The following is a 26,420-nucleotide window of genomic DNA, read 5'->3' as shown; positions in this document are numbered from 1 at the left end:
CCTTCAAATGGAGGCAGACATGGCTGCGAATGCTGATCGATGTCTCCGAACAGTTATCCATAGGCCGAAACTATCGCGATGCATCCGCAAGGCTCACTCTGGCGACAGAGATCGCCGTGAGTAGACCTGGCCCCTTTGCCGATTTGCCGATTGCCTTTTGGCGCGATCTCGTCGACACTCTTTCCGGTATTGACGATTCGATCGACGGATCGACCATCACGACATCCTTCCCTCTAGTACTGGCCGAGCGGATGGTCATCGCCGGCGAGAGTGTCGACACCCTTCTCGCGGACTTCGTACTCGAAGTCCGCCCGTACAACGCCTCGGCGGCTTATCCTGCCCCCGATCAAATTGCGACTCGCTGCTTCGATGCCGAATTCCTTGCTATATATCGTTGCGCAATAGAAGAGGTGAGGCGCCTTGCGCCCGGTGAAGAAATCGGCAGCATCCGGGTGCGTCTTGCTCCAAGGCGTCCGGAGAACGAACTGTTTCTCCAAAAGCTGGTTCTGCGCGGCCCGTCTGGAGGAGGCGCGCTCGCGGCCGGACTCTACGCGTTTCATCGCGGATACAAGGCAATTGACCGTAGTCTTGCCGTATCTTTCGCCCTCACTCGACCTGGACGGACGCAATCTGACGGTTGCTGCCACGCCGTCGGCGGGGCCTACGAAAAGGTGCGCGGCTGCGCTAAACACGGCATCCGTCGGTTAATGGTCTCTGAGGAACAAGCCAGCCAGGTTGCATTTTACGGTCACCTGCAAGATGTCGCCATCCTTGGCGTTGGCGCCTTCGCGGACGCCGTAAAACTCGTCGACAGCGCCGTCGCTTCTCCCCCGTCACTAATTCAGTCGATGGTCGTCGCTGATGATGGTGGGGTCCTGCCGCTCGGATCTCCTGTCTATGTTGAGCGAGCCTCCGATATGGCGTTTCGAGACGCCCTCAGCCGGCGCCCCATGATCGTGCTTGTCAAAGGCCCTCGGCAAATCGGCAAGACATCGACGTTGGTGCGCGGAGTCGATCATGTCCGTCGAAGCGATGTCAGGCTTGTATATGTTGACCTTCAAAGTATGGGACGGGAAAACCTTCGCACACAGAAGGATCTGTTTTGTTCGCTGGCGCGGGTGTTCACTCGGGAACTCAGCTTGGACGTTGTCATGGATGATATTTACGACGACCGCGATGGCCCCAATAAGAACCTGGAGAACTTCCTCTTCAAACATGCGCTGCGCACTCCGGTCATCTGGTTTATGGACGAGGTCGACCGGCTCTTCGAGTTCGACTACTACGCCGACGTCTTCAGTCTGATGCGCTCCTGGCATAATCGACGGCCAATACATTCCGAACTCGGCAATCTCACACTCGTGCTTTCCTACGCTACCGAGACGCATCTCCTGATCCAGGATGCGTATCAATCGCCGTTCAACGTTGGCGTCAAAGTTGAGCTCGCCGACTTCACTCGCGACCAGATCGCCGCGTTGAACGAGCGGCTTGGGAGGCCGCTTCTAAACGACTCCGCTATCGATCAGTTCCAATTTCTTGCCGGAGGTCACCCACACCTTGTGTGCCGAGGATTGTCCTGGATGGCCTATGAACACAAGTCCGTTTCGGAGTTCGCCGCGAGCGCAAGTCTGGATAACGGGCCATTCGGAAGCCATCTGCGTCGGCTCCGCATCGTCGCGCAGAATCCCGAGCTGATGTCCGCCATTCAAGACCTTCTTCAAGGCGGCTGCTGCACGGATAACGACGCTTGGCTCCATCTGCGAAGCGCAGGCGTGGTCGTAGGCGACGATTGCTCCAATGTGCGAATCCGCTGCGAAATCTACACGCAATACCTTCGAGCGCATTTCTTGCCCAGAGACAAAGAGGCGCAACTGGAGCTCCACCCCAGGACGTCGTTTTGGCGGAATTTCTGGAGGCCTTGGAAGTAAATGACTACCAGCGCCACGGAACAAGCGGATTTCTATGTTGCCGGTGGGAATCTCATGCCGGGCGCTCACTCCTATGTCGTTCGTCCAGCCGACGATGAGCTGTTTGAATCGATACAAGACGGCCACTATTCCTACGTCTTGACATCACGCCAGATGGGCAAGTCGAGCCTGATGCATCGCACGGCGCGGCGTCTGCAGGAGGCCGGCATCACACCAGTGCTTCTTGACCTTACCTCAATTGGCGCTAACCTTTCAATCGAACAATGGTACTTTGGTCTCGTTGCGGAGATAGGTCATCAGCTCTCTGTGAAGGATGAGATGGATTGCTATTGGACCGAAAACGAGCGGCATGGTCCTCTCTACCGCTTCACGCATGCTATTTCGGAAATCGGTCTCACCCATGTCGAAGGTCCGCTGGCCATTTTCATTGACGAGATCGACTTCATTCGCGGCCTCAAATTTTCCACGGATGAGTTCTTCGCCGCCATCCGCCACTGTTATAACAACCGTGCTACCGACCCGGTAATGCGCCGGCTTACCTTTTGCCTTCTCGGCGTCGCGACTCCCGCCGACCTTATCCGTGACGCCCACACCACCCCGTTCAACATCGGGCGTCAAATTGAGCTATCAGACTTCAGCCGCAACGAAGCAGCCCAGCTCGAATCCGGCCTCAGCGTTGATCCCGAACGCGCTCGCAAAATGCTCGACCGGATTATGTACTGGACAGGCGGGCATCCCTATCTGACGCAGAAACTATGCCTCGCCATTTCGCAAGATCCGGACATTGCTGTCAACGTCGATTATCTCTGTCACGAACTCTTCCTCACAAGCCGCCGGCGCATGTCTGAGGACAATCTCATTTTTGTCCACAACACCCTGAAAACCGGCGGCAGCGACCCCGCCGTCGTAATTAACCGCTACCGTCGAGTGCTTGCCGGCAAGCCAGTCGCGAACGATCCAGCCGATCCGGTCGTTGCGCAGTTGAGATTGGCGGGCGTCGTTAAAGTATCGGATGGGCGATTACGGGTGAGAAATACGATCTACAGACGTGTCTTTAACGCGAAGTGGGTTGACGAGAACCTCCCTGATGCCGATGTTCGAAGGGAACGAGCCGCGTTCCGGCGTGGGTTGCTGACAGCCGTGGCTATTGCGGTGGGCATCGTTGCGGTTCTTGTCGTCTTCGCGTACACAACAATCAAGGCAGAGCAACATGCGCGCTCAGCGGAAATGAAACTATCACGCGATCTCAGTGAATCCAATTATCAGCGTTCGCTCGACGACATCATGCTTGCCCAGCGGGCGTTAGAGGAGAATAACGCTGCACGGGCCGATCAGTTGCTGACCGACTGTGTACACGCCAGCCACGGATCGATGGCAAGCCGTTTTGAATTCCGATATCTTTGGCATATATGCCACTCTGAGATCGCAACGCTCACTGGATGCGCGGGTCCCGTTCTTGCAGTTCGAGCATTGCCTGGCGGTCACACAATTGCGGCTGTAGACGATCGCGGCAATTCTTTTTTATGGAATATCAAGACCACAAAGCTCGTGGCCTCTATTCACTTGGCTATCCCCCCATTGCAATGCTTCTCAGCAAGATTTGACAAGCTCGGAAATCTAGTCGCGATTAGCTGCAGTGACAATTATGTCTATCTGTTCAAAAGCAAAACCGGTCAGCCCGTCGGTCGTTTTTATCGGCTTTTTCCTGCATATTGTTCGTTTTCGGGTGATGGCAACTGGTTAATCACTGGAGATAACTCAGGAACGGTCGAACCGTGGAACTTGAGGACCAATACAGGGAGCATAATACTTAAGCGCAAAAGAGATCAAGTTACCTCTCTAAATATAACAGGGACGAAGATCGTAGCTGGATATTACTCAGGAGCACTCATGACGGCTACATGCTTGAACCGCACCCCGTCGCGAATATTGTCTCGTTTGAGCAACGAGGTTACGGCGGTTGCGATCTCTGGCGATGGCCTCAATATTGTCGCTGGTACGGAACAAGGCGACATTGAATACATCCGAATTCGGACTGATGTGTCGTATATCGCTTTGACGCCAAGGTGGAAACGTGGAATTAACGATATTTGCCTGCATAATTCGCCGAACGGGTTGGTGGCGGCTGTAGCGAGACAGGACGGTGTTACTGAGATTTGGAACATCTTGCGTCGCTCTTGCACCGCGACCTTAATTGGTCATCAGCTCGACGTTGGGACTTGTGACTTTGGAGAACGAACCGGGATCATCGTTACAGGTTCCGTGGACCATAGCGTGAAGATCTGGGATGTGGGGCGAATTGATAGTATTCGCACCATATCGACAGGATTGTCGATATGCAGCGGCATTCAATTTATCAACCAAGAGAGATACCTTATTGCGTATTACAATACAAATCAGCGCGCGACGTTGTCGGCTTTGCGGCTATCAGATCTACAGACTGCTTGGAGGATGCAGTTTGATGACGGGATTTCGATCTCGTCGGCATCTGATCATGTTGTCGTTGTTGAGGCAAACGGACAGGTAAAACACTACGCTGCTAGTGGTTCTATTATCGATCAATTTCGCATACCTGCTCCTGCGAAAAACTTCGACACCAGCATTTCGGCCAACGGCCAAATACTCTCCCTATTGATAGGAGAGACGCGCTGTCAATTGCTTGATGTTGCACACAAAAAAATGATAAGCGAGCTACCTCAACTTAGCGGCCGGATTGTATTTTGTAAGAGTTCAATCGACGGAAGCAGGATAGCCGCAGGAGCGGTTGATAACAGCGTTACAATCTGGGACGTAATATCGGCGCGAGAACTTCAAACCGTAATTCGGGGAACATGTTGTCCCGCCCAGGCAGAATTTTCACCGGATGGAAGTCGGATAAGTATCCTTTGGAGTAATGGGATCATGACGGAACATAACATCCTCACTGGCGTTATCATCCGCAGTATTGACACTGGGCATTGGTGCACAGGGTTCGCTCGTACGAAAGATGGAGCCACCGTCGCATTTATTACTCCAGCTGGCGACTTAAAGTTTTGGGATATTAAGAACAATATCGAAGTGCTTTCTATTCACTTGCAACCAGGACTTAGTCAAATTACATTTTCTGAAAATGGAGTTTATCTAGCCGCATCATCGAAAAGAGGTGATATCACTATTTTAAAGAGTTCAATATAAGAGCAACATTTGGAACTAACCCCGTAGATTGATCGACATAAAAATAGGAGGTAATCAGATTGAGTTTTAATGCAGACCTCATTGCACTCGCCAATGCTCGCTTCGGACTCGAAAGCTTGAGCGACATCCAAAAAGATTGCATCTATGGAATCATTATGTGGATGGACCACGAGAGAAACAACAGCGACAAATACGGTTCTGTCTCCAACTTTAAGGCGGATGAATTTCGACGTGACTTTCAGAGAGGGTACGAAAGTAATATCCTGAGGCATTTCCAAAACGATGCGCTTGAACTAATGATTAATGCACACATGCAAGGTGATCTTCCTATTCCCTACGACGAAGACCCTCCGGGTGGCGGAAACTGCAACTGCACCTGTAGGGTTAACTCCGCCTCATGGGTGATCTGTCAAAACCGATGCAATGCTGGACAAGACGGAAGTTGTTAATGAGCAACTGCGAGTGAATTGATAAAGCTGTAGTGCATCGAAATGGCGTTACAGCTAACTTTATGAGAAATTGGCGGAAAGTAATTGCTCTTCTCGGGCAGTGTATGCCATTACAGGAGGATAAGCCTATGGCGAACCGAGGCAGAAAAGGATTTACGCTAATCGAGCTCCTCGTCGTGATCGCGATCATCAGCATAATAGCAGCCATTCTGTTGCCAGTAATGGCGCAGGCGAGAGAGAAAGCTCGCCAAGCTTCGTGCCTCTCTAATTTGCACCAGATTGGTTTCGCGTGGATGCAATACTGTCAGGATGTGGATGAAATCAATCCGTTGAACTGCTATCTGACGACCGCCAACCTCTACTATTCGTGGTTTGGAGTGATTGACCTTAGTACAGGAAAAATGAACCCTCAGATGGGAATTCTGGCGTCTTATACGACTGGAAATCACATTTTGCTTAACTGTCCGTCCGCAAGTCTGAAACCTGGAATAGGTTCTGATCCTTCCGCCGCGTTTGGATATGGAGTCAATGAGTATATTTATCCATATCAGTTTACCAGCGACGATCCTGTTCAACAGGCGCAGGCAGTAAGCTTGGCCACGGAAAGTGCTCCGGCCCAAACCATATTAATGACTGATACAGCGATCTATATCAACCCGACGTTGTATTCCCAGTTTACCAACTATGCCCCAGGAGATCAAACATACGGGGTGCCGACTACCCACGCACTTCATCAAGATCGAACCGACGTGCTTTGGTGCGACGGTCATGTTAAATCAATGTTGCCCACATACATGGTAACCCCTGATATTATAGCTAATTCGCCAGCAACACTTCAAACATATAAGCTTGGCTATTTAATCGAGCCAGATTGTGTCATTGGCGATCCTACCTGCCAAGATAAGCTTTACGAAGTTATCAAACCTTGAAAGTCGAGCGCCAATGAGAAATCTAAACGTTACCATGGAGCAGCAATGCCAATCGGAATGGTGCTGGGCTGCTGTTGCTTTGAGTGTCGCTAAGTTCTATTGCCCTACCATTTCAATCAAACAGTGTGATATCGCCAATTACGTGCTAGGCCATCATAATTGCTGCCCGGAAAACCCGGCGTGTAACATACCGCGGGGCCTCAGGGAAGCTCTCAACTTCAAAGGCAATTATGTGGATATGCTGGGCCCAGTAAAATTCGATCAACTGACTGCGGAGATTGATCAAGATCGCCCCATCGCTGCTATGGTATCACTAAACCAGAACGGTCACTTTTTGGTTATTGACGGGTATGAGGAGACGCAAGTAGGAAATATCATCTCAATACGCGATCCACTGTTTCAATCATCGGTCTACGTTTTCGAGGCCTTTCAGATCAGATATACAAACGGTCTAATTTGGCGGCATACATATCCGACGCAAAAAGGAAACTTAAATTGTCAATAGAATGGATAACGGCCCCGAAACATGTAATTGATGTTGTTGAGCAATCCGTTCCAGTCCTGCTGCCTATTGCTATAGGGCGATCTGCTCCTAACGCCATATTTGAGCGACCGCACCGTGTTTTTAGCATTGACAGTATCGATCATAGTGAGAGCCTGAACCAAGCTGTCGTTATTGCCTGGCGCTATTTGATTACGGAAAATGACAAAGCGATCGCTACAGCGGAAGCTTTGGATCATGGCGAAATGGCCAGATTCTCAAATGTGAATGTGGGGCCGTTTGTATCTGCAACAGCTGACGCTATTCGTCTCGTTGAAGCGCTTCCTGAAGTTTCCCGTGGCCAGTATGAATTTCGCCTACTACATTTTGGTTCGGAACATACAGTCACGGTTTGGTTGCGCGGAATTGTGCGCGATTTCACCAATGATTTAATGATCGCTTTGAATCCGTCTCCCGTTGGCCTCAAGCCGATGCAGGCGTATTCTCCATTAGAATTATTCAGTATGTTGAGATCGCTCCATAGTGAGACTTCAGCAAGTGATCTTTGAGCGTGAAGCTCACTACAGTACCCTTAAATAGATATTAACAACATAAACGAGCGATCTGCGTTCTAAACTCTGTATGAGCACAGTATACGAGATCGCATAGACTTTGATGTGGCAGGCCGGTAGAGGCACAGCCGACCTGCCCAATTTTCCCTACTTCGTCAACTCGGCGATCAGCGCCTTGACGTTTGGCGCGCCAATGCCCGTCACCATGTCGTATCCCGGAACGGCGTCAAAGGCGCCATTCGTTCCCTTGACGATGTCACGGAAGCAGGAAGTTCCGATCAGCGGATAGATCAGGGGATTCAGGAACGGCAGCGACGCCTTGCCCGCATTGGCGCGGGCTTCGTTGATAAGGGCGCAGAAGGCGGCCCAGACCGGCGCGCTCCAACTCGTGCCGCCGAACTGCTGGGCGACGCCGTTAAGAATCAGGAATGCTCCTTCATTCGGGTCGGCGGTCAGGCTGACATCCGGTACGAGGCGCTGACGACCGCCTGGGACGCCCGTCCCCCGCTGCCACACAGGACGATGCTTGAATGCGACGCTCTTCCCGCCACCGCCATTCGCCCAGCCGATCTCCTTTGAGACACTTCCGTCGCCGGCAAGGAATAGGCTCGTCCCTCCAACGCCGACGACGCACGGATCCGAAGATGCATACTCGACTTGGGGCGTCGGCCCAAATCCGTGACCGGTTTCGTCAGGATTTGAGCCGGCGTCGCCGCTCGACACAAAAACGTTGACGCCCAGAGCCGCTAGTTGAAGATACTTCTGGTGCTGCGCAGCGATCTCCCCTGGCGCTTGGTTCATGAACAACTCACCCAGTCCAAGGCTGATAGAAAGCTGGCGAATGCTTTTGTCCGCCATGGCGTCGCCCAGGATTTTGTCAAGGGCAGCGTCGAGATCGACGAATGCGAGGGAACCACTCGCATAGATGCGAATAGTTGCGCCAGGCGCGATACCGCTTGCCCAGGACACGTCGAGCGTCTCCTCACCTTCAGGAACTGGCAGCGGACCGCCTTTTACGTTGATCTTCTTGATCTGGCTAAGGTTGACACTGATACCGTTGCGCTGCCAAAACGCCTGAAGGTCGGAATCAAGCGGCACTGTGTCGATCAGGATTGCAATCGTCTGGCCGGCGCCAGTCACTCCGATGTTGTCCGCGTTGTACGCAGCCAGCACTTCCTCCACGAGATATGGCGGGGCGTTTTGAATGTTCGGCTGAGGGTTTGGCCCTGCTGACAACGCCCGATTTCCAGCCTTAGGAAGCAATGCCTTAAGGTGCTTATGCGCCTGTCGAAACGGCTGTAGACCGATGATTGCCTGCACGGGCCCGGCAATATCGGCCGGCAGACTTGGCGCATTGAGGGCGGCTGTGTAGCCGAGGCCGCCTTTGGTAACTCGCGCCATCTTCACATCAAGGCTGTTTTCGATCTGAGCCGCAGTTCCACTGACGTAAACAGACGTCCGATCCGGTGTAACTTGTACCTCCAATCCTTCGGACTTCAACCACGTCGTAAGCTTGTCAACTTCCGCCCGCGCCGGCGCGTACTTGCCGTGAAGGTCTTCGTTCGATACTGTTTGCCCTGCGGCGACGCGATCCTCCAACTCTTCCTGAGATGGAATATTCAATGAAAAGTGAAGTTTAATAGGTTCTTTGCGATGCTCGTCCGTCGCCGAATTCACCACAAATCCCTCCGGAGCAATACCTTCCTTAGGGAAAGGCGCAACGCTGTCATGAAATACTTTGCGATCGCTCATTGTGTACTCCTGTTGAATGACATTTATCTATATGGGGATCAGACGAGCCATCGGTCGCTATCTGCTCGATACATCCACCATCCCGCAGTGAGATAGCAAGCAAAAGACAGGATGTTACACGCCATCAGAGCGATTTGAAACACTCATTGTCAGCAATTCCGACTGTAACGAATTCGATACAACCGCCTATGTTTCGTAAGGATAGAATAGCGCGGATCGGCTAAGCGCGATAGGACTCTTTGGAAAGGTCCGAGGCAACCGCCTCTTGGTTTTTCACAGAGACCTGATCCTACTTTTGACATACTTGGCAACGATTTCCCAATTGTTGCACTCACCGACCATCGCAACACAAAAACCATCGGGCCAGAATTCGCCGTCCCAGAGCTCTTCCAGCGGTTTTTGCCTAATTTTTGGTTACGCCAATAGGCGGAAGGCCATTAAAAATGGCAAACTTTCTCGCAGCGCCATTAGTAATTGTATTCTCAGACAGCGATAAATATATCAGAAAATGATATTGCGATCTGAGCGACGCGCCACTAAAATTACGGTAAATATCTCGGCGTTTATATCAGGAGATCAGCGTGTCTAAATCCATTCGCAAACATCGCAAGTCCCAATTCCGAAATACCGGAACCGCCGTACTTGTCGCCACCGCTCTTATTGCGCCGCATATCAGCGCTCAAGCCGCCGATGCGCCTGCTCCAGCAGAAGCTCCAGCCGCAGCTCCTGCGCCGACACCGCCCGCTGCAGCCGATCTCGCGACCCTCGCCACAGAAACAAAGGCGGCGCAGGACGCCTACAATATCGCCAAAATCCAGCGCGACGCCGCCAAAGCCGTCATCGCCGCAATGCCCGCCGCCACGCCGGATCTTGACGCCACCGCAAACACCATCGACAAACTCGGCGGCGCCGCCAAGGCGCTCACCACCATTCCGCAAGTCGCGGCGAAGGATATCAACGCGCTGAACGGCGCACTCGTCGCCTACTCCGCCGCGCCGCCCGCCGATGAAGCTATATCTCACGCAGACGCACTCACCAAAGCTGCGGCCGTCGTAAGCACCGGGCACAATCTCACCGCTGCGCAGCAAGCAGCCGTTGACAACGCAACCACGATCGTCAAAGATATCAAAGCGCTTCAAGCAGACATTACCACGAGCATCGTCGGCGTGGACGCGAAAACCATTCTTCTCACAAAAGTCGCGGGAGGCGCGGACTACGCCACCGCCCTCGTCGCCAGCTTAGACGGCAACCTCAGCGCCCTCACCACTCATGGCGTCGCCATTTATTCCGACGACTTCTTAAAATCGACAGATATCCCCACCCTGCGCGACGGCCTTGTGGTCGCCCTCAAACCAATTTACGATGAAGAACAGAGACGCGTGCTGCTCACTCAGCAAGCCAGCGCGTTTTTCAAAGCGGCGGCGACGAACGCCTCATCGTCTAACTATGACGCCGCCATCGCGAAACTCAAACCCAAAGTCCTTACTATCATCCCCGCCTTGCCCACTATGCCAGCGCTCATTGTCACCGATCTGAATGACCATGCTAACAAACTGGACCAATTGACAGCCAAGGTCAAGGAGCAGCTAAAATTGCCCCCGGATGTTCGGAAAATCCCAGAAACAGCGAATGAAATAGCCGACGCCCGAACCGCCATCGACACATGCCGCACAATTGTCAGTTCTTGGATTCCACTCAATAAATTGTGGACAGCGCAAGGCGTCGCCATGAAGGACGCCAACACGGCCATCGCCGTCAATTTAGACAGCGCCCAGACAAACGAAGCGGCGTCACTGTTGCGTCTCTCCGATGCGCTCGCCGGTGATGTCCAGAACTTTGTCCAGGATCAGGTAAGTCTCTACTACTTCACCGACGTGCCTCGTATTGTCAAGGCGCTCAACACGTCTGCGGATATCTTCAACAAAGATGCGACCAACGGTCCGGCTCTCGTCCGAAAGACACGCGACGCTCTCACGCAAGCCGACGCTGATCTCGCAGGGCAGATCGCCGCAATCAACGACCTCCGGGCACGCAAACAGGCAGTGATCGCTGAGATCCAGCAAGTCAACGCCACCGCCGCCGCCCAGACCCGCCGCGCCGCGCTCGCTCAGGCAGAGTACGACCGCGTCACCAAACAAGAGGCAGCCATCAGCACACAGCTTCAGAACACCACTCTCACGCAAGCCGTCAAAGACAATCTCACGGCGCAAGACAATGATCTCAAAGCCCAGCAAACCGCGCAAGGAGCCGTGCGCGACGCCGCGCAAACCGCCGCCACGCAAGCCGCTCAGGACAAACAAAGCCTGCAGGACGAGCAAAGCGCGCTCCCGCTCAAACTGCAAGTCGCCACCGATACTCTGCATCAAGCACAAATTACCGTCGCCGCCACGCGCAAGCAAAACGAGATATTGGCTCAGCAAGCCTCCGACGCCTTTGTCGACTTCCGGGACAACACGCCCTATTACTTCGCCCCCGCCGATGTCTCCAGCAACGATCCTGCACACCGCGTCATCATTTTCGCCTACCCAGACAGCAAGACGATCTTCCTGCGCGGCCTCCAGAGTGATATCGATGATGTCAAGGAAATGATCGCCGGCTTTGACAAACCCGCCCCGCAAGCCCGCATCAGCCTTTGGAGCATGCAGCTCAACGGCTCCAACACGAACAAAATGAACAACGCCTTGTTCTGGATCGACAGCACACTGCGCGATCTGCGCGGAAATCTTACCCTCGTCCAGGATCTTCTACGCGACAGCGTCAACGCCGAAGTCAACCACGTCGAAGCCATCACTTACGAAGCTACACACCAGGCGTATGACTACTTAAAAACGAACGATAGCAAAACGGGATTGCCGCTGTCTCCTCCGCTCGACAATTCCGAAACGTCACAGGGCCTGATCGACCGACTGGCTCGCTACTACTACTATCCCGACGAAATCCGCAAAGCGCTCGGCTACCCAGTCGACATCCCCGCGGACACCGAACATCTCGCCACCGCTCTCGTCGATTTCCGCCTTGCTCGCGACTACTACGCAAAAGCCCGCTACAGCGACATCGCCGCGAACGAAATCAAAGACAAGGCAAAAAAAAGCAGATATGAGGCGGCCCGAGAACAAAGCCTGCGTCGCGGAGGAATGTATTTCCAGCACGCCCTCGATGCATTGGAGATGGCCCCTCGGCAGCGTCATTATCTGGTGAAAGAATTCACAATTGCCCCTTGGGACACATTCACATGCGCGAAAGAAATCGATTGCCTGAAAGAGCGCGCCGCAGAAATCGCGCAGTTGATTCATAGCCAGGCAAATTCTACAGCGTACGATAATATTTTCGAACTCAAAAGCGGTCATCGAGACGAATTGGCGGATCAATGGGCGACAGTGCGAGTACCCGAACGGGAAACCCTCGTTGAGCGAAAATTCGATGAAATTATCTGGGCGCTACACCATCGACTCGGAGTGCGTTGCGAGGAAAATCCCGACGGCATTTACGTACCAGAGGATCGATTGACAGCAAGCGACGATGACTGCTGCATTCTCAAGACTCTGCCGCAAGGAGATCAGCTTGCATCACTCTCGCGACTCACACGCCTTACCCTGCCCGACCCCGCGCGCGGAACGACGCTCGGCGAGATTCTCTTCGAGCTGAGTCTGGGCAAGCGTCGATCTCGTGAAAATATTCTGAGAAACTTCCTGCTAGAGCTTAACGACGCTTATCCCAACTCAGCGGCATCCAATTCACAGGTCGCGCTTCGATCATTTATCGACGATCTGGGCGCCCAGTATGGAGATGAACAGGTTCTCGGAACTGGACTTCATTCCAATGGATCGACCGGCGCCTACCCCTCGTTCCCCAGAACCATCTTCGGAGCGCTCGCCACACGCGTTCCGTCCGAAGACAACAACCATGAGATGACCAGCAACCAGCTCGAAATCCTCTCCGCGCTTCAGGTCAAAGTCCGTGCGTCGGCCGCCATGGAAGTGCGTCGTATCCTGCGGCAGATATCGGATATCCCAAACACCGTCCCAGATAAAACTCAGGCGTCACAGCTATTGCGCCTGCAATATATCCCCCTGGTCGGATGGCTCAACGAGAAACAAATCGCGTCTCAGAATAAAGCCTTGAGCGCAAAGATCCTCCCCGGCGATTGGTTCAATAAAGGATTGGAAGTGCTCAGCGCTGGAGCGTCGCACACCCCTCCTCTCGACCAAAGCAACTTTGTCGCTTTAGGGACTGATGTCGCCCATCAGTTCGATCAAAACGCCTGGGAGCTGACCAAACTCACCTGGCAGCGTAACGCTCTATCATCCGCAACTCCGCGCGTTGCGGCCGCCGATGACATGATCAAGCGCATGATCATCGTCGCCGAAGATGACCTCGATCACTACTTCGTCCAGCCCGCCCTATGGCAGCTTCAATACGAAACGCACATTTCCGACGTGCAGTTCGGCGTCATTCAGCGCGAATCGCTGCTCTGCACCAATCGTCTTGTCGCGAGGCTAGACCCGTCGGCCACCGCGAATCCGCAGCTTCCCGCCGACGACAACGTTCTCGATTCCGCTCAGCAGCTCGGTCAGATCGCCCAGCAATATATAGAAGACCAGCGAGCCGCCAAACTCAATGTCACGGTTCCATTCGCCATCGGCGGCCTGAGCAATATCTTCACAAACATCTCGAAGACAAACGCCTGGCGGCTCGCCGGCGTTGTGAGCCTTCTCGGCGATCTCGCCGCGCAGCCGCAGCAGCCCAAGGGAGAGATTTACAGCGTCAACACCGGCAACATGTTCCAGGTCACGCCCATCTTCGACCCTTCGGGACAAGCCCTGCGTTTCAAGTTCGACTTCATCGCCTCCACACGGCTCACTGAGCCAGATGGCACTGTCAGCGCTCAGATCCCCCGTGTCGAACGGCACGCCGTCAACACCGAAGTTCAGCTCACCAACTTAGAGTTTCGAGAAATCTCACGATTTCAGGCGAACTCTCAGGTCGGCGTCCCCGAACAAAAAGCTGGCGGCATTCCCGGCCTGAATCGCCTGCCGCTTCTCAAAGATTTGCCCATCATCGGCTACTTCACACGAACAGGCGGTGTAAAGTCCACGCAGCAGGAAAGTCTAATCTTTGCCCAAACCAGCATCTATCCCACCGTCGGGGACATCGTCGGTTTGCTCACCGACGAAAACCCGCGCGAAGACATCGATCCGCGAGCGCCACTAGACCTCCAGCCTCCGACAGCTGCGACACCCGATCCAGAGAAAGCGCCAGCTCCTCTCATCGATCCATTAGTGAACACGATGAACAATCACATCAATATCAACCACCCGGTATTGTCCGAGACCGTCATCAACCATAACGAAAAAACAACGATTTATAATAATCATCGCACCATCATCAAGGGGCGAACTCTGGCCCCGCCTCCGCCGGCGATTTACGGCAAGTAAACCAAGTAGCGGCCATAGTGGAGGAACGTGAATGCCATCCGCCAAAAACATCGACAGATATAGCCTCGGCGACGCCCAGATTGTCAAAGACTCTCAGGTTCCCGTCCGCGAAGTCCGCGTCGCCGTCTGCATGGTCGGCGGCACCTCACTCGCCATCTACGAACATGGCGTCGCGCAAGAGCTCTTTCGGATGGTGCATGGCCTGGGCATGTACGGCCTGCTCAAACGCATCACCCAAAGCCACGCCTATGTTGATATCGTCAGCGGCACCTCCGCTGGCGGCATCAACGGCGTTGGCCTCTGCACCGCACTGACATGCGGCTCCGAGCTGGAGCCCATGCGCGCCGTCTGGGTGAGCGGAGCCGACATCGATAATCTGCTGCAGGATCCTAAAGACGGGAATGTGACGTCTATTCTCAAGGGGGAAAGCTACTATTTCCCTCTTGTCCAGCGCCTGTTCCAGCAACTCTCCAAAACCGACTCGCCAGGTCCATATCCAACGGCATACACGGTTCCCTCGGGCTGGTGGGAGACGTCCAAAGGAGCAAAGCCGAACGTAGTTTACGCGGACTTAGACCTCTTTGTCACCGGCACATACTATGAACCATTGACAAAAGCCTACTTTGATTCCCGCAGCAAAGCGGTCTTCAATCACGACTACGCCGGCGTCTTCCAATTCAAACACCGCCCCCGCCAGAACCAAAGCCATTTTCGATATGACTACAGCGACGATCACCCGCTCGCCGCCAGGCCCACGGACACAGATGCTCAAAGCGAAGCAAAAGCCAAAGCGCGCGCCGGCGACTCCAGCACCGCCGCCGCCGAGAGCGCGCCCGAACGCCGGCGCGGCGTCGCGGACCGTCTCGCCCGCGTCGCCCGCACCACCTCTTCCCTGCCCGCCCTCTTCGAGCCGTCCGAAGTCGACCCGGTTCTGATGGGCGGTATTATTGAGACGCCCGCAGCCGATCGCCCCGTCTACATGTCGGATGGCGGATTTCTCAATAACCGCCCATTAAACCTTGTGCTGAAGGAAGTTGCGCGCCGCCCGGCCTCTCAGGAGGTGTTGAGAAAAGTCGTCTTTGTAGAACCATCGCCGGAAAACCGCGAGTCCGGCGTTGCGGCGGGCGCTAAGCCCAACGCGCTGCAAAACACCGGTTTCTACTTCGATGTGCCGCATCGTCAGAGTCTCACGGAGTGCCTGGCGACCATTACCGAACACAACGCCAAGGCCCTGAAATTCAAGGAAGTTCTGAGCGCCGCTCGAAAAACATTCGCACCGAACGGGTCGGCCCTGAACGCCCCGGCGGACAAAAACCTCTGGGTCGAAATCTGCCTGCAAGTCCTTCGCGATACGATCATCGGTATTTGGAGCCGCGCTTTAAAAATTGAAGACACTGCTATGAATAGCGATGACAACATTGCCATCAGTCAATCTAACCAAGCCGACGTCGCCTCCAAAGCCCCCGTCCAGCAGCTGCGTGTCCTCCGCTCTCGCCTATACGCACGCCTCCGCGCCAACTGTCTCGACTACCAAGCTGAGGTAACCGAAGCCACGTCCACATCGATAGGATGGGAGCAGGGATGCTTCCATATCGAGTTTGTCGACCCAACGTACATCGTCCGAAAGTCCACACGCGCTTTTAAGGAGATCTACGAAGCGATCTTCCCGCAGGCGGACTTCGCCGATATCCTCTTCAGCAATACAGACAACACTCCGCAAAACGCTGCGGAACAGAAGCCCAAGACGGAGCAAGAACTGCGAAATCAGCTTCTCACACATCTCTCAAACGATGGCGATAGCAGGAATGAACAATATCAGCTACTGCAGGGCATTCTCCGGCAGATCAACCACGTTCGTGATCTCGCCGACATCATCGCCAACACGCTCGTCGGCGTGCTGGGCGGCATGGTAAATGTCGACGAATTCACAGCCCTTGTTTCTCAATCGGACACAGACGCAAAATCCTCTCAAGGGAAAACAACGCAAAGTGAAACCGAGCAAAGCAATTCCGATGGAGCCACGCAGACGATCTCGGCAGTCGACAATAACCTCGACAATCTTTGGAAGCTGCTGGTCAACAATATTTATTACGTACTGTCCCTGACCAACAACGAGAATTACAGTTTCGACCCTGCCGCTACCCCCACTCAAGGCTCCTCGAACGCTGAAGCCGGGACGATGGAATATGAGGCGCGGCAAATCAAAAAGATATCAGAGGACAACTGTCGCAAGCTCTTGAACCCGAAGGAAAAGATGTCGCCGCCCAGTGGCTTTACGCCTGAGCAATCCATCCTTGCGCTTCTGGAAGACCGGATCGACCGCCTGGTCAGCGAAGCCGCGCTGATCCTTACGCCGTCCATCACTTATTACCGAAACTTGCTGGACAGCTGCGAGCAGGCGTCCCCCTGCGGCGCGCCGGTTCCCAAACGGCCGATCGCATTGGAATGGGCGACGAAAATCGTGGGCAATTTCAAAGAGATCGGTAAGGGACTACAGGCGCTGGATATCCGCCTCTTCCCTACCCAACACGCCTCCGACCTCGCCAATCTGGACCGTATCGAGCTTCTCTACGTCACCCCACGCGACTGCACCCTCGGCGCTTCCTTTGAAACCGCGAAAAACAAGCTCGCCGGCGACGTCCTCGGCAACCTCGGCGGCTTCCTCAAACGCTCCTGGCGCGTCAACGACATCATGTGGGGACGCCTCGACTCCTCGGGAGCGTTCGCCGACATGCTGCTCCAGCAAACTCGCCTGATTCGAATATTGGACGCAGGACAAGCGGCGGGCAACCAGATGTTTGGCGCCATCGATCGCTACATCACCACAGGCCGCATCGACACGGGAACGAGCGATCCCGATGCGATTGGCGTGTTACTCGGCGGGTACTGGACGGCGGACGTAAAAGCGGCGGTCAAACAATGGCTCTCCAGCAACTATGCCAAGGATCGGACGGGGCTGGTGGATTCGGAATCGCGTAACCTCGTTCGTGATATGATTCTGCGCCGCCACCACCTCGAAATTCTTGAACGTGAAGTGCCAGAAGCTCTCGCGGAGGCAATATCAGAAGCAGCGCAGTGGCGCTGCAATGGCGATACGCGATACGAGGAGATTAGGGAAAGCACGCACGATAATGAAGCAGCATCATCCGCCAATCAGACTCCCATCTTGTCGATCGCCCAAGAAGCCTCAACGATCATCGATCAGCTTCAGACGCTAAGCACTCCAACACGCTCCGAATCCAATATTGAGATCATGCGCCGTACGGCAAGTAGAATGGTGCAAGATTTGTTCACGCAGCCAGACACGAACAATACCATGAGAGGAAAAGTAACAGATCGACATGGCGTGTCCGCAAATATTCCAGGTCTGCTTAAAGTCCGTCGCGTCGCCGCAGCGGCAATCCTGATGATTGTAAAAAAGACTTCTTCCCCCAATGAGGCGTCTCCTGGAGAAATCGAACGATATTTCAGCAACGGTTACGCGATTGGCCGAGAAGAGATCGCGATAAATATCCCGCCGCTTGTCTCAATCCGTCGCATCGCCGCAGCCATCCTGATCGTACTCAACGTACTGGATAACTGCCTTACGCAATTGCCAGTCAGCAAATCTGCAACCGACCTGTGTCGAAAATATGTTCTTGCGCCGTTTCGAATCGCCGCTGGAGCGCTTTATGGTTTTCTCACGGTTCTCGGTGGAGGCAAGCGGCTGGAAGTTGCCGTCCATACAGTCGCATGGACGATAATCTTCGGCGGCGTGGCGCTGGTGCTTGCGCTCCCAAGCGCAAACAAAGCGCCCGTATGGATCGCCATCGGCATTGCGGGCTTTTGTGAGGCCATCATTAGCTGGGCCACATCAAACCGAAAATTTGTGCAATCCCTCTGTCTGCCGGGAGCAGTCGCGCTCATCCTGTGGATGCTGGCGGAACCGACCAAGAATATCGAATGGCGTTGGAGTGCTGCCGGGTTGCTGCTGCTCATCAGCTGTCTCACAGCCATATCAGCGCTACTCCCGCCACGATCAGTCCCGGCGATTCTACAGCGCGCCGCCGTGGTGCTCGGTATAGGCGCATTATTGACTTTGGGTGTCACGTACTTCGGCCACAACGCGCTTCCGGCGCCCTGGAGCGTTATTCCATTCTTACAGCATGTCAATATCTGGATCCTGGCCGCCGCAGCGCTTACCCTTTCGGCGATCATGGCCGTTATTGGGGCGCCCCTAAATACGCCAGTCGCATCTGCCGGCGTCGCCTCCTTGGAGCTTGCTCCTTCACTCGATGCGGCGGAACGGATTATTTCCTCGTGGCCGGCAAAACGACGCAGCATTCGCTTCGGCGCCTCACTCGCGACGGACTGGATATATATAGCGATCTACGTTTCCTTGCTAAATGACTTCGTCGCCTATGTACAAAGCCTTGGGCCCAATCCTGCAATACATACGTCAATTCTCTCAATCGCCTTGAGTCTTCTCGCCTGGGCTCCTTTGATCGCCGGCTTCCTCGACGCCGCGCCCGAAAACCTGGGCATGCTATACGTTTACCGCCAGCGATCTAAATCCTTTCGCACACGGCCGAAATTCGACTTCATGGCTCCCCGGATCATCCGCTGGTCCTCTCTCAACAAATTCGCCCTCACGTTCCTGGTCATGCTCGTCGCCGCCGGCAGCCTTTGGTTTAAATGGGGCAATGACATACGCCGTCCTTCATCCAAAGTCGCGAACATCGTTAAACTGATTAGCCGTCCCAATCCATCGTTATATTGAATAAGCGACCATGAATATTCTATATACAAAGTCTGGCTTACCAAGTTCTGCTACATTGGCGCTGAGTTTCCTGCTGTCGCTATGCTGGCTTTCGCCAGCACAGGCTCACTCAGTAACGTTTATATATCAACCAGGCCCACAGGTTTACTCAATAGGCGCAACCGTTGAAAATATACAGCCAGATGAGCACGGACATCGCACAATAAGCCCATTGGATCTATTGAAAAAGCAGATCCCCCAGCCCCGTCCTTACGTAAATATTGGCGCAACCGTAGAGCATACATTCTACAGCGGTGATAGCGACGTAAAATTCGGTGCGAATATCGATAACACATCTATTGATATTAAGATTTCTGGCTCCCAGGCAGGAAGATTTGTCTTCGCAAAACCTCGGCTAGACGGCGACCCAAAACTTAACGACGCCCGCTTTCCCACAATACTCTGGCTGTTGTCAGGGAGCGCCCGCTTCCACCGCACGGGATCCCCTCCAATAACACAACATGCGCCAGGCAGGGTGGGAAAATTATATGCCAAGTCAGTAGGAGAAAAAATTAACTCTCCCTACGGAATTGTACAGCTACTCGGTACGGATATGGATATTTCTGTTGATGACGCTTCAGACGCTTCAGGAGAGCCCCACTCCATCGTTACAACAGTTTATGTCAATAATGGTGAGGCGACCTTCCAAAACGGTAAAGTGGACTCCCCAAATGGCGAGATTGATACGCCCCACTCCACCGTCATCGTACACGCCGGGCAAGGCGCATTCGCCATTGATAACGGGCCGCCGCATCTGATTACGATTGAGCAAACAGCGACAGACGCCTATGTGACATGGTCATTTGACCGCCACCAAATCTGCCTTTGTAACGATCAACTCAATATCCGAGACACCCTTGGGCATCGCGAGCCTGCGCATCAAGATCTCAAATCCGCCATTGACCTTCTCCGTAGTGGTGAAGTGGCGAAGGCAAAAGTAATGCTTGCGAAAGCAAGAACGGAGTTGCCCAACCGAACATGCGAGGCGGATACATGGATCGCCATGGCGGATTTTCTGGACGGACGTAATGGCGCTGCGTATCGCGAGTCCCGGCAAGCCTACCAAGACGCTCTCTGTCTCCAAGACCCTATCGTATTGAGCCAAGCGCGATTGAACTTCGTGCAGGTTCTGTTTTACACTCGGAATGCAATCGACCCTGGAAGTTCCGCCCTCTTTGAGAACGATGATTTTCAACATCCCGAGTGCTTACGGGATATGATCCTCTGTGGGCGATGTGGTTTGCCGGGACGCCTGCATCAACTAATAGCCGACGCCGGGATGATCTGCTCACTCTCAGAAGCGTCTTGTCAAGACCTTCCATCAAAACTTAAGGACGCCCTAAACATCTGCTTGCTGGACAAAGATCTTCTCCGATATGGATCTCGCCAGAACACGCGCGGTTTGGGAAACAAAGATCCCGTCGACGCTAACCGCACCATGCTGCTTAAAACATTCCCTAACAACATTCGGCTTCAATCGCAAATCGACGAAAACGAAAAGCGTGAAATGCGCGATTGGTTGCGTTGGTTTCACAGCGAGCTCAAACAAGAAACTTTTGATCCGGGCAGATTACTGGCCGATCAAGTCGCCTATGTTTTGTCCTGTCTAGACGCGGCGGACGATCGTGCTCGCAACGTACTCGCCGCAGACAAAGCAACAAAACCGCTTGCCGCATCCCAAGTCAGCGCCGCCCATTATTACGCCGGTGTCGTGAAATATCTGCGTGGCGATTATCGGGCTGCGGAGAGCGAATTGAAAAAATGCGTGCCCAGTTCAGATCCCAAGAGTCCAGAAGGTTGCTTTCCTTTGGGCAGCGATCCGGCATTTGTCGGCGCAGCGGTGCTGCGCGCGCGTGTCAATATCAGCATCAATAGCCTTATATGCGCGGAGCATATTATCTCCCAAGCTTTTCATGATAGTCGCGAAACCGAACATTATCCTCTCTACGTCGCACGTATTGAGCTTGGATTATTGAGAGGCAATTACCGAAGAAACGCGGCGACGCCCAAAGCCGAAATCGGCTCCCCGATCAGGGACGCTCTTGCAGCGCGCAGCGCGATGCAAAACGACCGTAACCCTGACACCCAGGCGTTGCTCGCGAAGGTCAGCGCCGCAAACGATAATTACGCAGACGCGATTGCGCAGGCGAGACAGGCCGCGTTCGGAGACACCCACGTGGCGCGATTTCATACTGAGCTAGGCTCGATTTACGAACAGGCGCATTTGAAGACTCTGGCGACTCGCGAATACCAAAATGCACTTTCGAATCATCCCAATAATGGCCTGGCGCTTGCCAGACTTGGCCTGCTTTCTGATGATCCTGGTCTCAGAAACAGCGCATTTAGCCAGGCGATCGCCGCCAACCCATTTGTCATTCGTGATTTGCTCAGACCAGCGCAGCGCGGCGAAGTTACACTCGGGATAGCGAGAGGACTCGGCTTTGGAAACGACAGCGATTTCATCGGCTCCGGAATAATCTCCAGCGTCCACCCTGCGGAAGTATTCGCGGCAGGGCAATCCGCCAAGCGGCGCATTGAATCGGGATCCGGTGCGGATAATATCCAATATAATCGCACGTCAAACGACTTTGGAACAGCGATTGCGTGGTCGCCCAGTGATGACACCAGTGTATTTTTTAGCTACACCGGCGATGTGATCAATACGGACACCAGCACGCCAAATCCCACCATTGTGTCGCCGCAACATACACTCGCATCCTACACAAAATGGTCCGATTATAGCAGCACGCGCCTCATCGGAACTCGTGAATTGTTTGGCGCGCCGCGAATTTGGCTTGCCTACGGAGGTGTTCGACGGCGGTCACGCACCGGCTTCATTGGCGATCCTTCCGCCAGCACGTTTTTCCGATCGGACAGTCAGGTTTTTGAGGGGCGCCTCGACATTCCCATCTTTGTGAAAGGAACCGGCTCCAACCGATCTCAATGGTTAATATCCACCGGGGGAGGCGTATCGCCCTTCCGAGCAGAATCTTTGCTGGGAACTCCTAACCTCGCAGTCAATAGCCACGATCACGGATCTCCTACCCTTTGGTACGCGCAAACCACCGTGCTGCGCGGGGATCGGTTTACTGGAATACTTCAAGCGGACGGCTGGAAACTTGATGATAATACAACGATCGTGCGTACGGGGATTTCATCTCCCGCGCCGTTCCAGAACCACAACGGCCGATGGACAGTCCTGCCAAGCGGCTTTTTGAATTGGACGCCAACCCCACGCAGCACGATACGCCTGACATATGATCGCCGGGCGTCCGAATTTGCTCCCGCAACCCAGTCTCCAAGCGCGACGGACGGACCATCCGAAGCGACAACCAGGCTGCTAGGCGATACGTCATATGTTCTGCGCCCCGTCCAAATCGCCCTTGCGACTAGTGATTTTTATTGGCCGAATGGCGTGAGCGCCGATCAGGCTGTGCTGGGTGTCGAGTGGGAGCGCTTTATTACTCCCGGGCAACTCGTCAAGGTGCATGTATTCGACGTCAAATCCCACGGCCTTTTTGTCGGTTCCGAGGGACCTTACAACGTTCAGCGACGCGGTATAGCAATCCGATTTGATGGCCAACTCGCACATCATAACTTCTTCGATATCCTTTCCGGATGGGCGAATACAGAGACGCTTGGCGAACCAGCCGCCAGCCTTTCTCGCTACGTTCCACATCAGCCGCCCTATTTTGGCTCATTCTCGCTAAGTCATATCGAAGGTATCCATGCAGGCAATCCACACAGCCATGGTTGCCGAATCACAGCGACCCTGCGGTACAACGGAGCCTATACAATTGGCCCCAGCGGCTCAGAGAGGAATACCGCAAACGCGTTTGTCGATCTTGAATTCGAAGGCCATCTCGGCCAAAACATCATACGCATGTCACACTATGATGATTCCTTCTTTGTGCGCGCAACCAATATCTTTCACCGATATGAAGCGGACTCGGAGGATGTCGGGCAGGTCTTTCCTATTTTTGAGGCCGGCGTCAGGCTCCGACTATAACCCACTATGTGTATTGAAAAGCTCACATCGCATACAGTAAAAGAAGCAATCGCCGCACATCAGGAGTGGCTGGCGGATAATACGAAGGGCCGACGCTTGGAATGGACAGGAGTGTGCGTGGGAGACTGGTTGAAGTACTTCAAAGGCGACCTCACCTATGCAATCCTTCGGAACTGCGATTTTGAACCGTCAGGCAATCAACGCGCTATCTTAACGGAAGTCAATTTTTCATCCGCCGACCTCACCGGCTCAAATTTGCGCCATGTGCATATGAGCCATGTGAGCTTCCGCGCCGCCGATCTCACGAATGTATGCTTGGACGGCGTCACGATATGCGATAACGATTCGCCGCCTTCAGTCGACAGGATCACATCCTTCGATCACGCCAAACTGGTAGGCGCACATCTCTACGGCGCCTGCCTGCGCGAAACATCTTTATGTCACGCCGACATGACTGACGCCAAAGGCCTCATTGCGCCAGCCCTCGCCGGATGCGATCTCACCGGCGCAACATTGCCGGCCGATGTCGATGTTTCAAAGCCTCTCAAAAATATCGAAGAGCTTTCCAAAAACATCGGCAAACTTATTGTTGGTATGGTATCGGCCGCATTTTACGCTTTAATCAGTATTTCTGGCGTCTCGCCAGGCGATTTCATCTCAAGTCGCGGGACTGTCGCTCTCCCATTTACAGGAACGAGTGTTTCGTTAGCCCAATTCTTATTCTATTCACCGCTTCTACTTACAGGTTCTTATATTTACGTTCATGCCTATTTGCGGTCATTATGGATAGAGCTGAAAGATCTACCCAGACACTTTCCCGATAGTTATGAGTACAACCGAAAGACATACCCATGGATTACAAATGACGCCCCTCAGGTATTTCATAGCCTTGTAACATTGAATTCTTGGCTCTTTGGCTTTTTATTGTCATGCGCATCTTTCTTAGTTATTTGGGCATTTCCACTTATAGCATTGATTGAATGCTGGTCGATTAATCGTAATAAGAGTGCACTTAGCGACAATAAATCATATTTTGTATTACCTATTGCTATTTGCATTGTTACAATGATTCTATCTATAGCGCATACGATTCGAGTACTCACTTATCATTGCGAAAATAAAAAAACAGGATATAGAATTGCAAAACTAAAACGAATTACCGTACTTTACAAGATTACGTCATGGCCAAACAGAGTCGTCTATTTGCGGCTATATAGAGTTAAAATATTTCATAACTACAAACATATAATTGTAGCGCCAATGAAAGAAAACGCTCCAAACCGGACGCCTAAATCAGCAATCAGAATAATAAATCCTCTAACAGCATTAATCATATCTATCTATATGGTATTTAGTTTATTAAATCAAATCAGCAATATACCGAGACAGACTCTCAATTTAAGTGGCATGAATCTATCAGAAAAATTGACTTCAGGATCTTTCAGTTATGAAAAAGATGTGATTGGACTTCATGCCGCACAAAAAGATTTACGACGTATTACATTTCAGAGATCTTACTTCCCGCATTCAGATTTTTCAAATTCTAATCTCGAATATGATTCTCTTGAATATGCTAGAGCACAACACTCGATTTTTAACCATGCCAGCTTGAACAACATTCGAGCTATTGATGGGCAGTTTGACTACTGTGATTTTACAAATAGCCAAATGGCAGAGGCAGATTTATCTTCGGCGAGTATGCAACATGCAAATCTAAATAATGTCACCTTCACAGATCTGAAAGCTAACAGTTGCAACTTTCGTGGCGCATCATTCACAGGTTCTACTATGGTTGGGGATTTTAGTAGTGCGGATCTCACGGATACAACATTCGATCAATCCGGAATCATTATTGCTAATTCTGCCAACACCATTCACGAGACTTACGAATGGAATATCAAGGGCGCAAATCTACGAGGCGCTCATTTTGAGAACACAGCGCATTTTCAAAATGAGAATTATTTAAACGGGTCAAGAAATTGGATGCTTGCATATTACAGACCGGAAACAGCATTCAAATTGTTTGGTCAGCTGGGACATAATAGCCGTGTTCCATCAAAGAATTTTTCTTATTATCAATTAAAATCTCCTATAGAATTGAATGAGTGCGATATGTCCAGCTTCAATTTAGATCATAGTCGGCTAGAAAGAGTGAGTATTCTTGACAGCAACTTGACGGATTGCAATTTTAATAGCGCCATATTACGGGGAGTATATTTCTCTGGATCGCCAACAGACGAAAAACATGTCGGTGTATTGGCCTTAAATATAAAATTCGATGGCGCCACCCTGGAATCATCCGATGACAAGACACAAACTATCTTTGAAAATTATGATCTCTCTGGAGGCACGTTTGCCAATGCTACGATAACGGGAGTTCAATTTACTAACTGCGTGTTTAATAATGTTATATTTAATGGAGCAACGCTAACAGATGCTCAATTTACAGACTGCCCACAACTTAACCAGATCCTTCCTGGAGCAACCGGGACATGGCAAGTGATATCGAATGGCGTCCCACACTGTTACCAACGAGAGACGAAAAATGCAAAGGTAAAGTTAGTACCGTGCTCGAAATCAACGCCAAACTAATCTCATCGTTCTGCTGATGCGAAGCGCGGGAGTCGTGGCCAGGCTGTCGCGGTCTGTCAGCCTAATCTTCTTTCGATGACTCTTCCGGGTTGCCGCCAGTCTGCGCAGAGGAGTGTAATGATGGTGGATAAGACGATCTTTTTTGCGCCCCTGCTTGACCGAACGTCCCGTATCGAGGAGGCGCCGCCCCAACATGTGCTGAGGTGCGGGCTTTCTACTTTGAGGCAAACGCACAGGAAGAAATCCATTGCCTGCTTCCAATAAGAACGGCTGTTTCTATAAGGCCGGCAACGATGGCGTAATT

Annotated in this window: 10 protein-coding genes; 9 read left to right on the top strand and 1 reads right to left on the bottom strand. The window is 52.8% G+C overall.

Annotated elements, in window-relative coordinates; genetic code table 11:
* The first annotated feature begins 29 nt into the window (after positions 1-29).
* The 5 genes from D5261_RS18510 (at position 30) to D5261_RS18495 (ending at position 7,527) form a co-directional block, all read left to right on the top strand.
* The gene (locus D5261_RS18510; protein ID WP_165864443.1) at positions 30-1,925 is read left to right on the top strand and encodes an AAA-like domain-containing protein; all 1,896 of its coding nucleotides are present in this window, start codon (positions 30-32) and stop codon (positions 1,923-1,925) included.
* Positions 1,926-5,099: an AAA-like domain-containing protein gene (locus D5261_RS18505; protein ID WP_119323330.1), complete on the top strand. Its 3,174-nt coding sequence runs from the start codon at positions 1,926-1,928 to the stop codon at positions 5,097-5,099. It begins immediately after the preceding gene.
* Positions 5,100-5,676: 577 nt separating this feature from the next.
* Entirely contained in the window at positions 5,677-6,477 is an 801-nt protein-coding gene (locus D5261_RS18500; RefSeq protein ID WP_165864444.1) for a prepilin-type N-terminal cleavage/methylation domain-containing protein, read from the top strand.
* Positions 6,478-6,490: 13 nt separating this feature from the next.
* Entirely contained in the window at positions 6,491-6,982 is a 492-nt protein-coding gene (locus D5261_RS33510; RefSeq protein WP_119323332.1) for a C39 family peptidase, read from the top strand.
* Positions 6,973-7,527 (top strand): hypothetical protein, encoded by a 555-nt coding sequence (locus D5261_RS18495; RefSeq protein ID WP_125206179.1) that lies wholly within the window; start codon positions 6,973-6,975, stop codon positions 7,525-7,527. Before D5261_RS33510 ends, D5261_RS18495 begins: the two co-directional genes overlap by 10 nt.
* Before the next feature lie 150 nt (positions 7,528-7,677).
* Here D5261_RS18495 and D5261_RS18490 read toward each other — a convergent pair whose 3' ends face one another.
* Positions 7,678-9,282, bottom strand: coding sequence for a S53 family peptidase (locus tag D5261_RS18490; protein WP_119323334.1), 1,605 nt, complete (start codon positions 9,280-9,282; stop codon positions 7,678-7,680).
* A 581-nt stretch (positions 9,283-9,863) separates the two neighbouring features.
* Between D5261_RS18490 and D5261_RS18485 the strand changes: the two genes are divergently transcribed.
* The 4 genes from D5261_RS18485 (at position 9,864) to D5261_RS18470 (ending at position 26,116) form a co-directional block, all read left to right on the top strand.
* Entirely contained in the window at positions 9,864-14,717 is a 4,854-nt protein-coding gene (locus D5261_RS18485; RefSeq protein ID WP_119323335.1) for a hypothetical protein, read from the top strand.
* 130 nt (positions 14,718-14,847) lie between these two features.
* A complete protein-coding gene (locus D5261_RS18480; RefSeq protein WP_165864446.1) occupies positions 14,848-19,476 on the top strand; it encodes a DUF3376 domain-containing protein in 4,629 nt (1,542 codons plus the stop codon).
* 220 nt (positions 19,477-19,696) lie between these two features.
* Entirely contained in the window at positions 19,697-23,524 is a 3,828-nt protein-coding gene (locus D5261_RS18475; RefSeq protein ID WP_125206180.1) for a tetratricopeptide repeat protein, read from the top strand.
* Positions 23,525-23,653: 129 nt separating this feature from the next.
* On the top strand, positions 23,654-26,116 hold the full coding sequence (locus D5261_RS18470; RefSeq protein WP_301002074.1) for a pentapeptide repeat-containing protein: 2,463 nt from the start codon (positions 23,654-23,656) through the stop codon (positions 26,114-26,116).
* Positions 26,117-26,420: the final 304 nt, after the last annotated feature.

This window comes from Capsulimonas corticalis, assembly GCF_003574315.2.
GTDB classification, from domain to species: Bacteria; Armatimonadota; Armatimonadia; order Armatimonadales; family Capsulimonadaceae; genus Capsulimonas; species Capsulimonas corticalis.
Note: the sequence above shows the minus strand (reverse complement) of the source record. Positions and strands in the feature narration are given on the sequence as shown.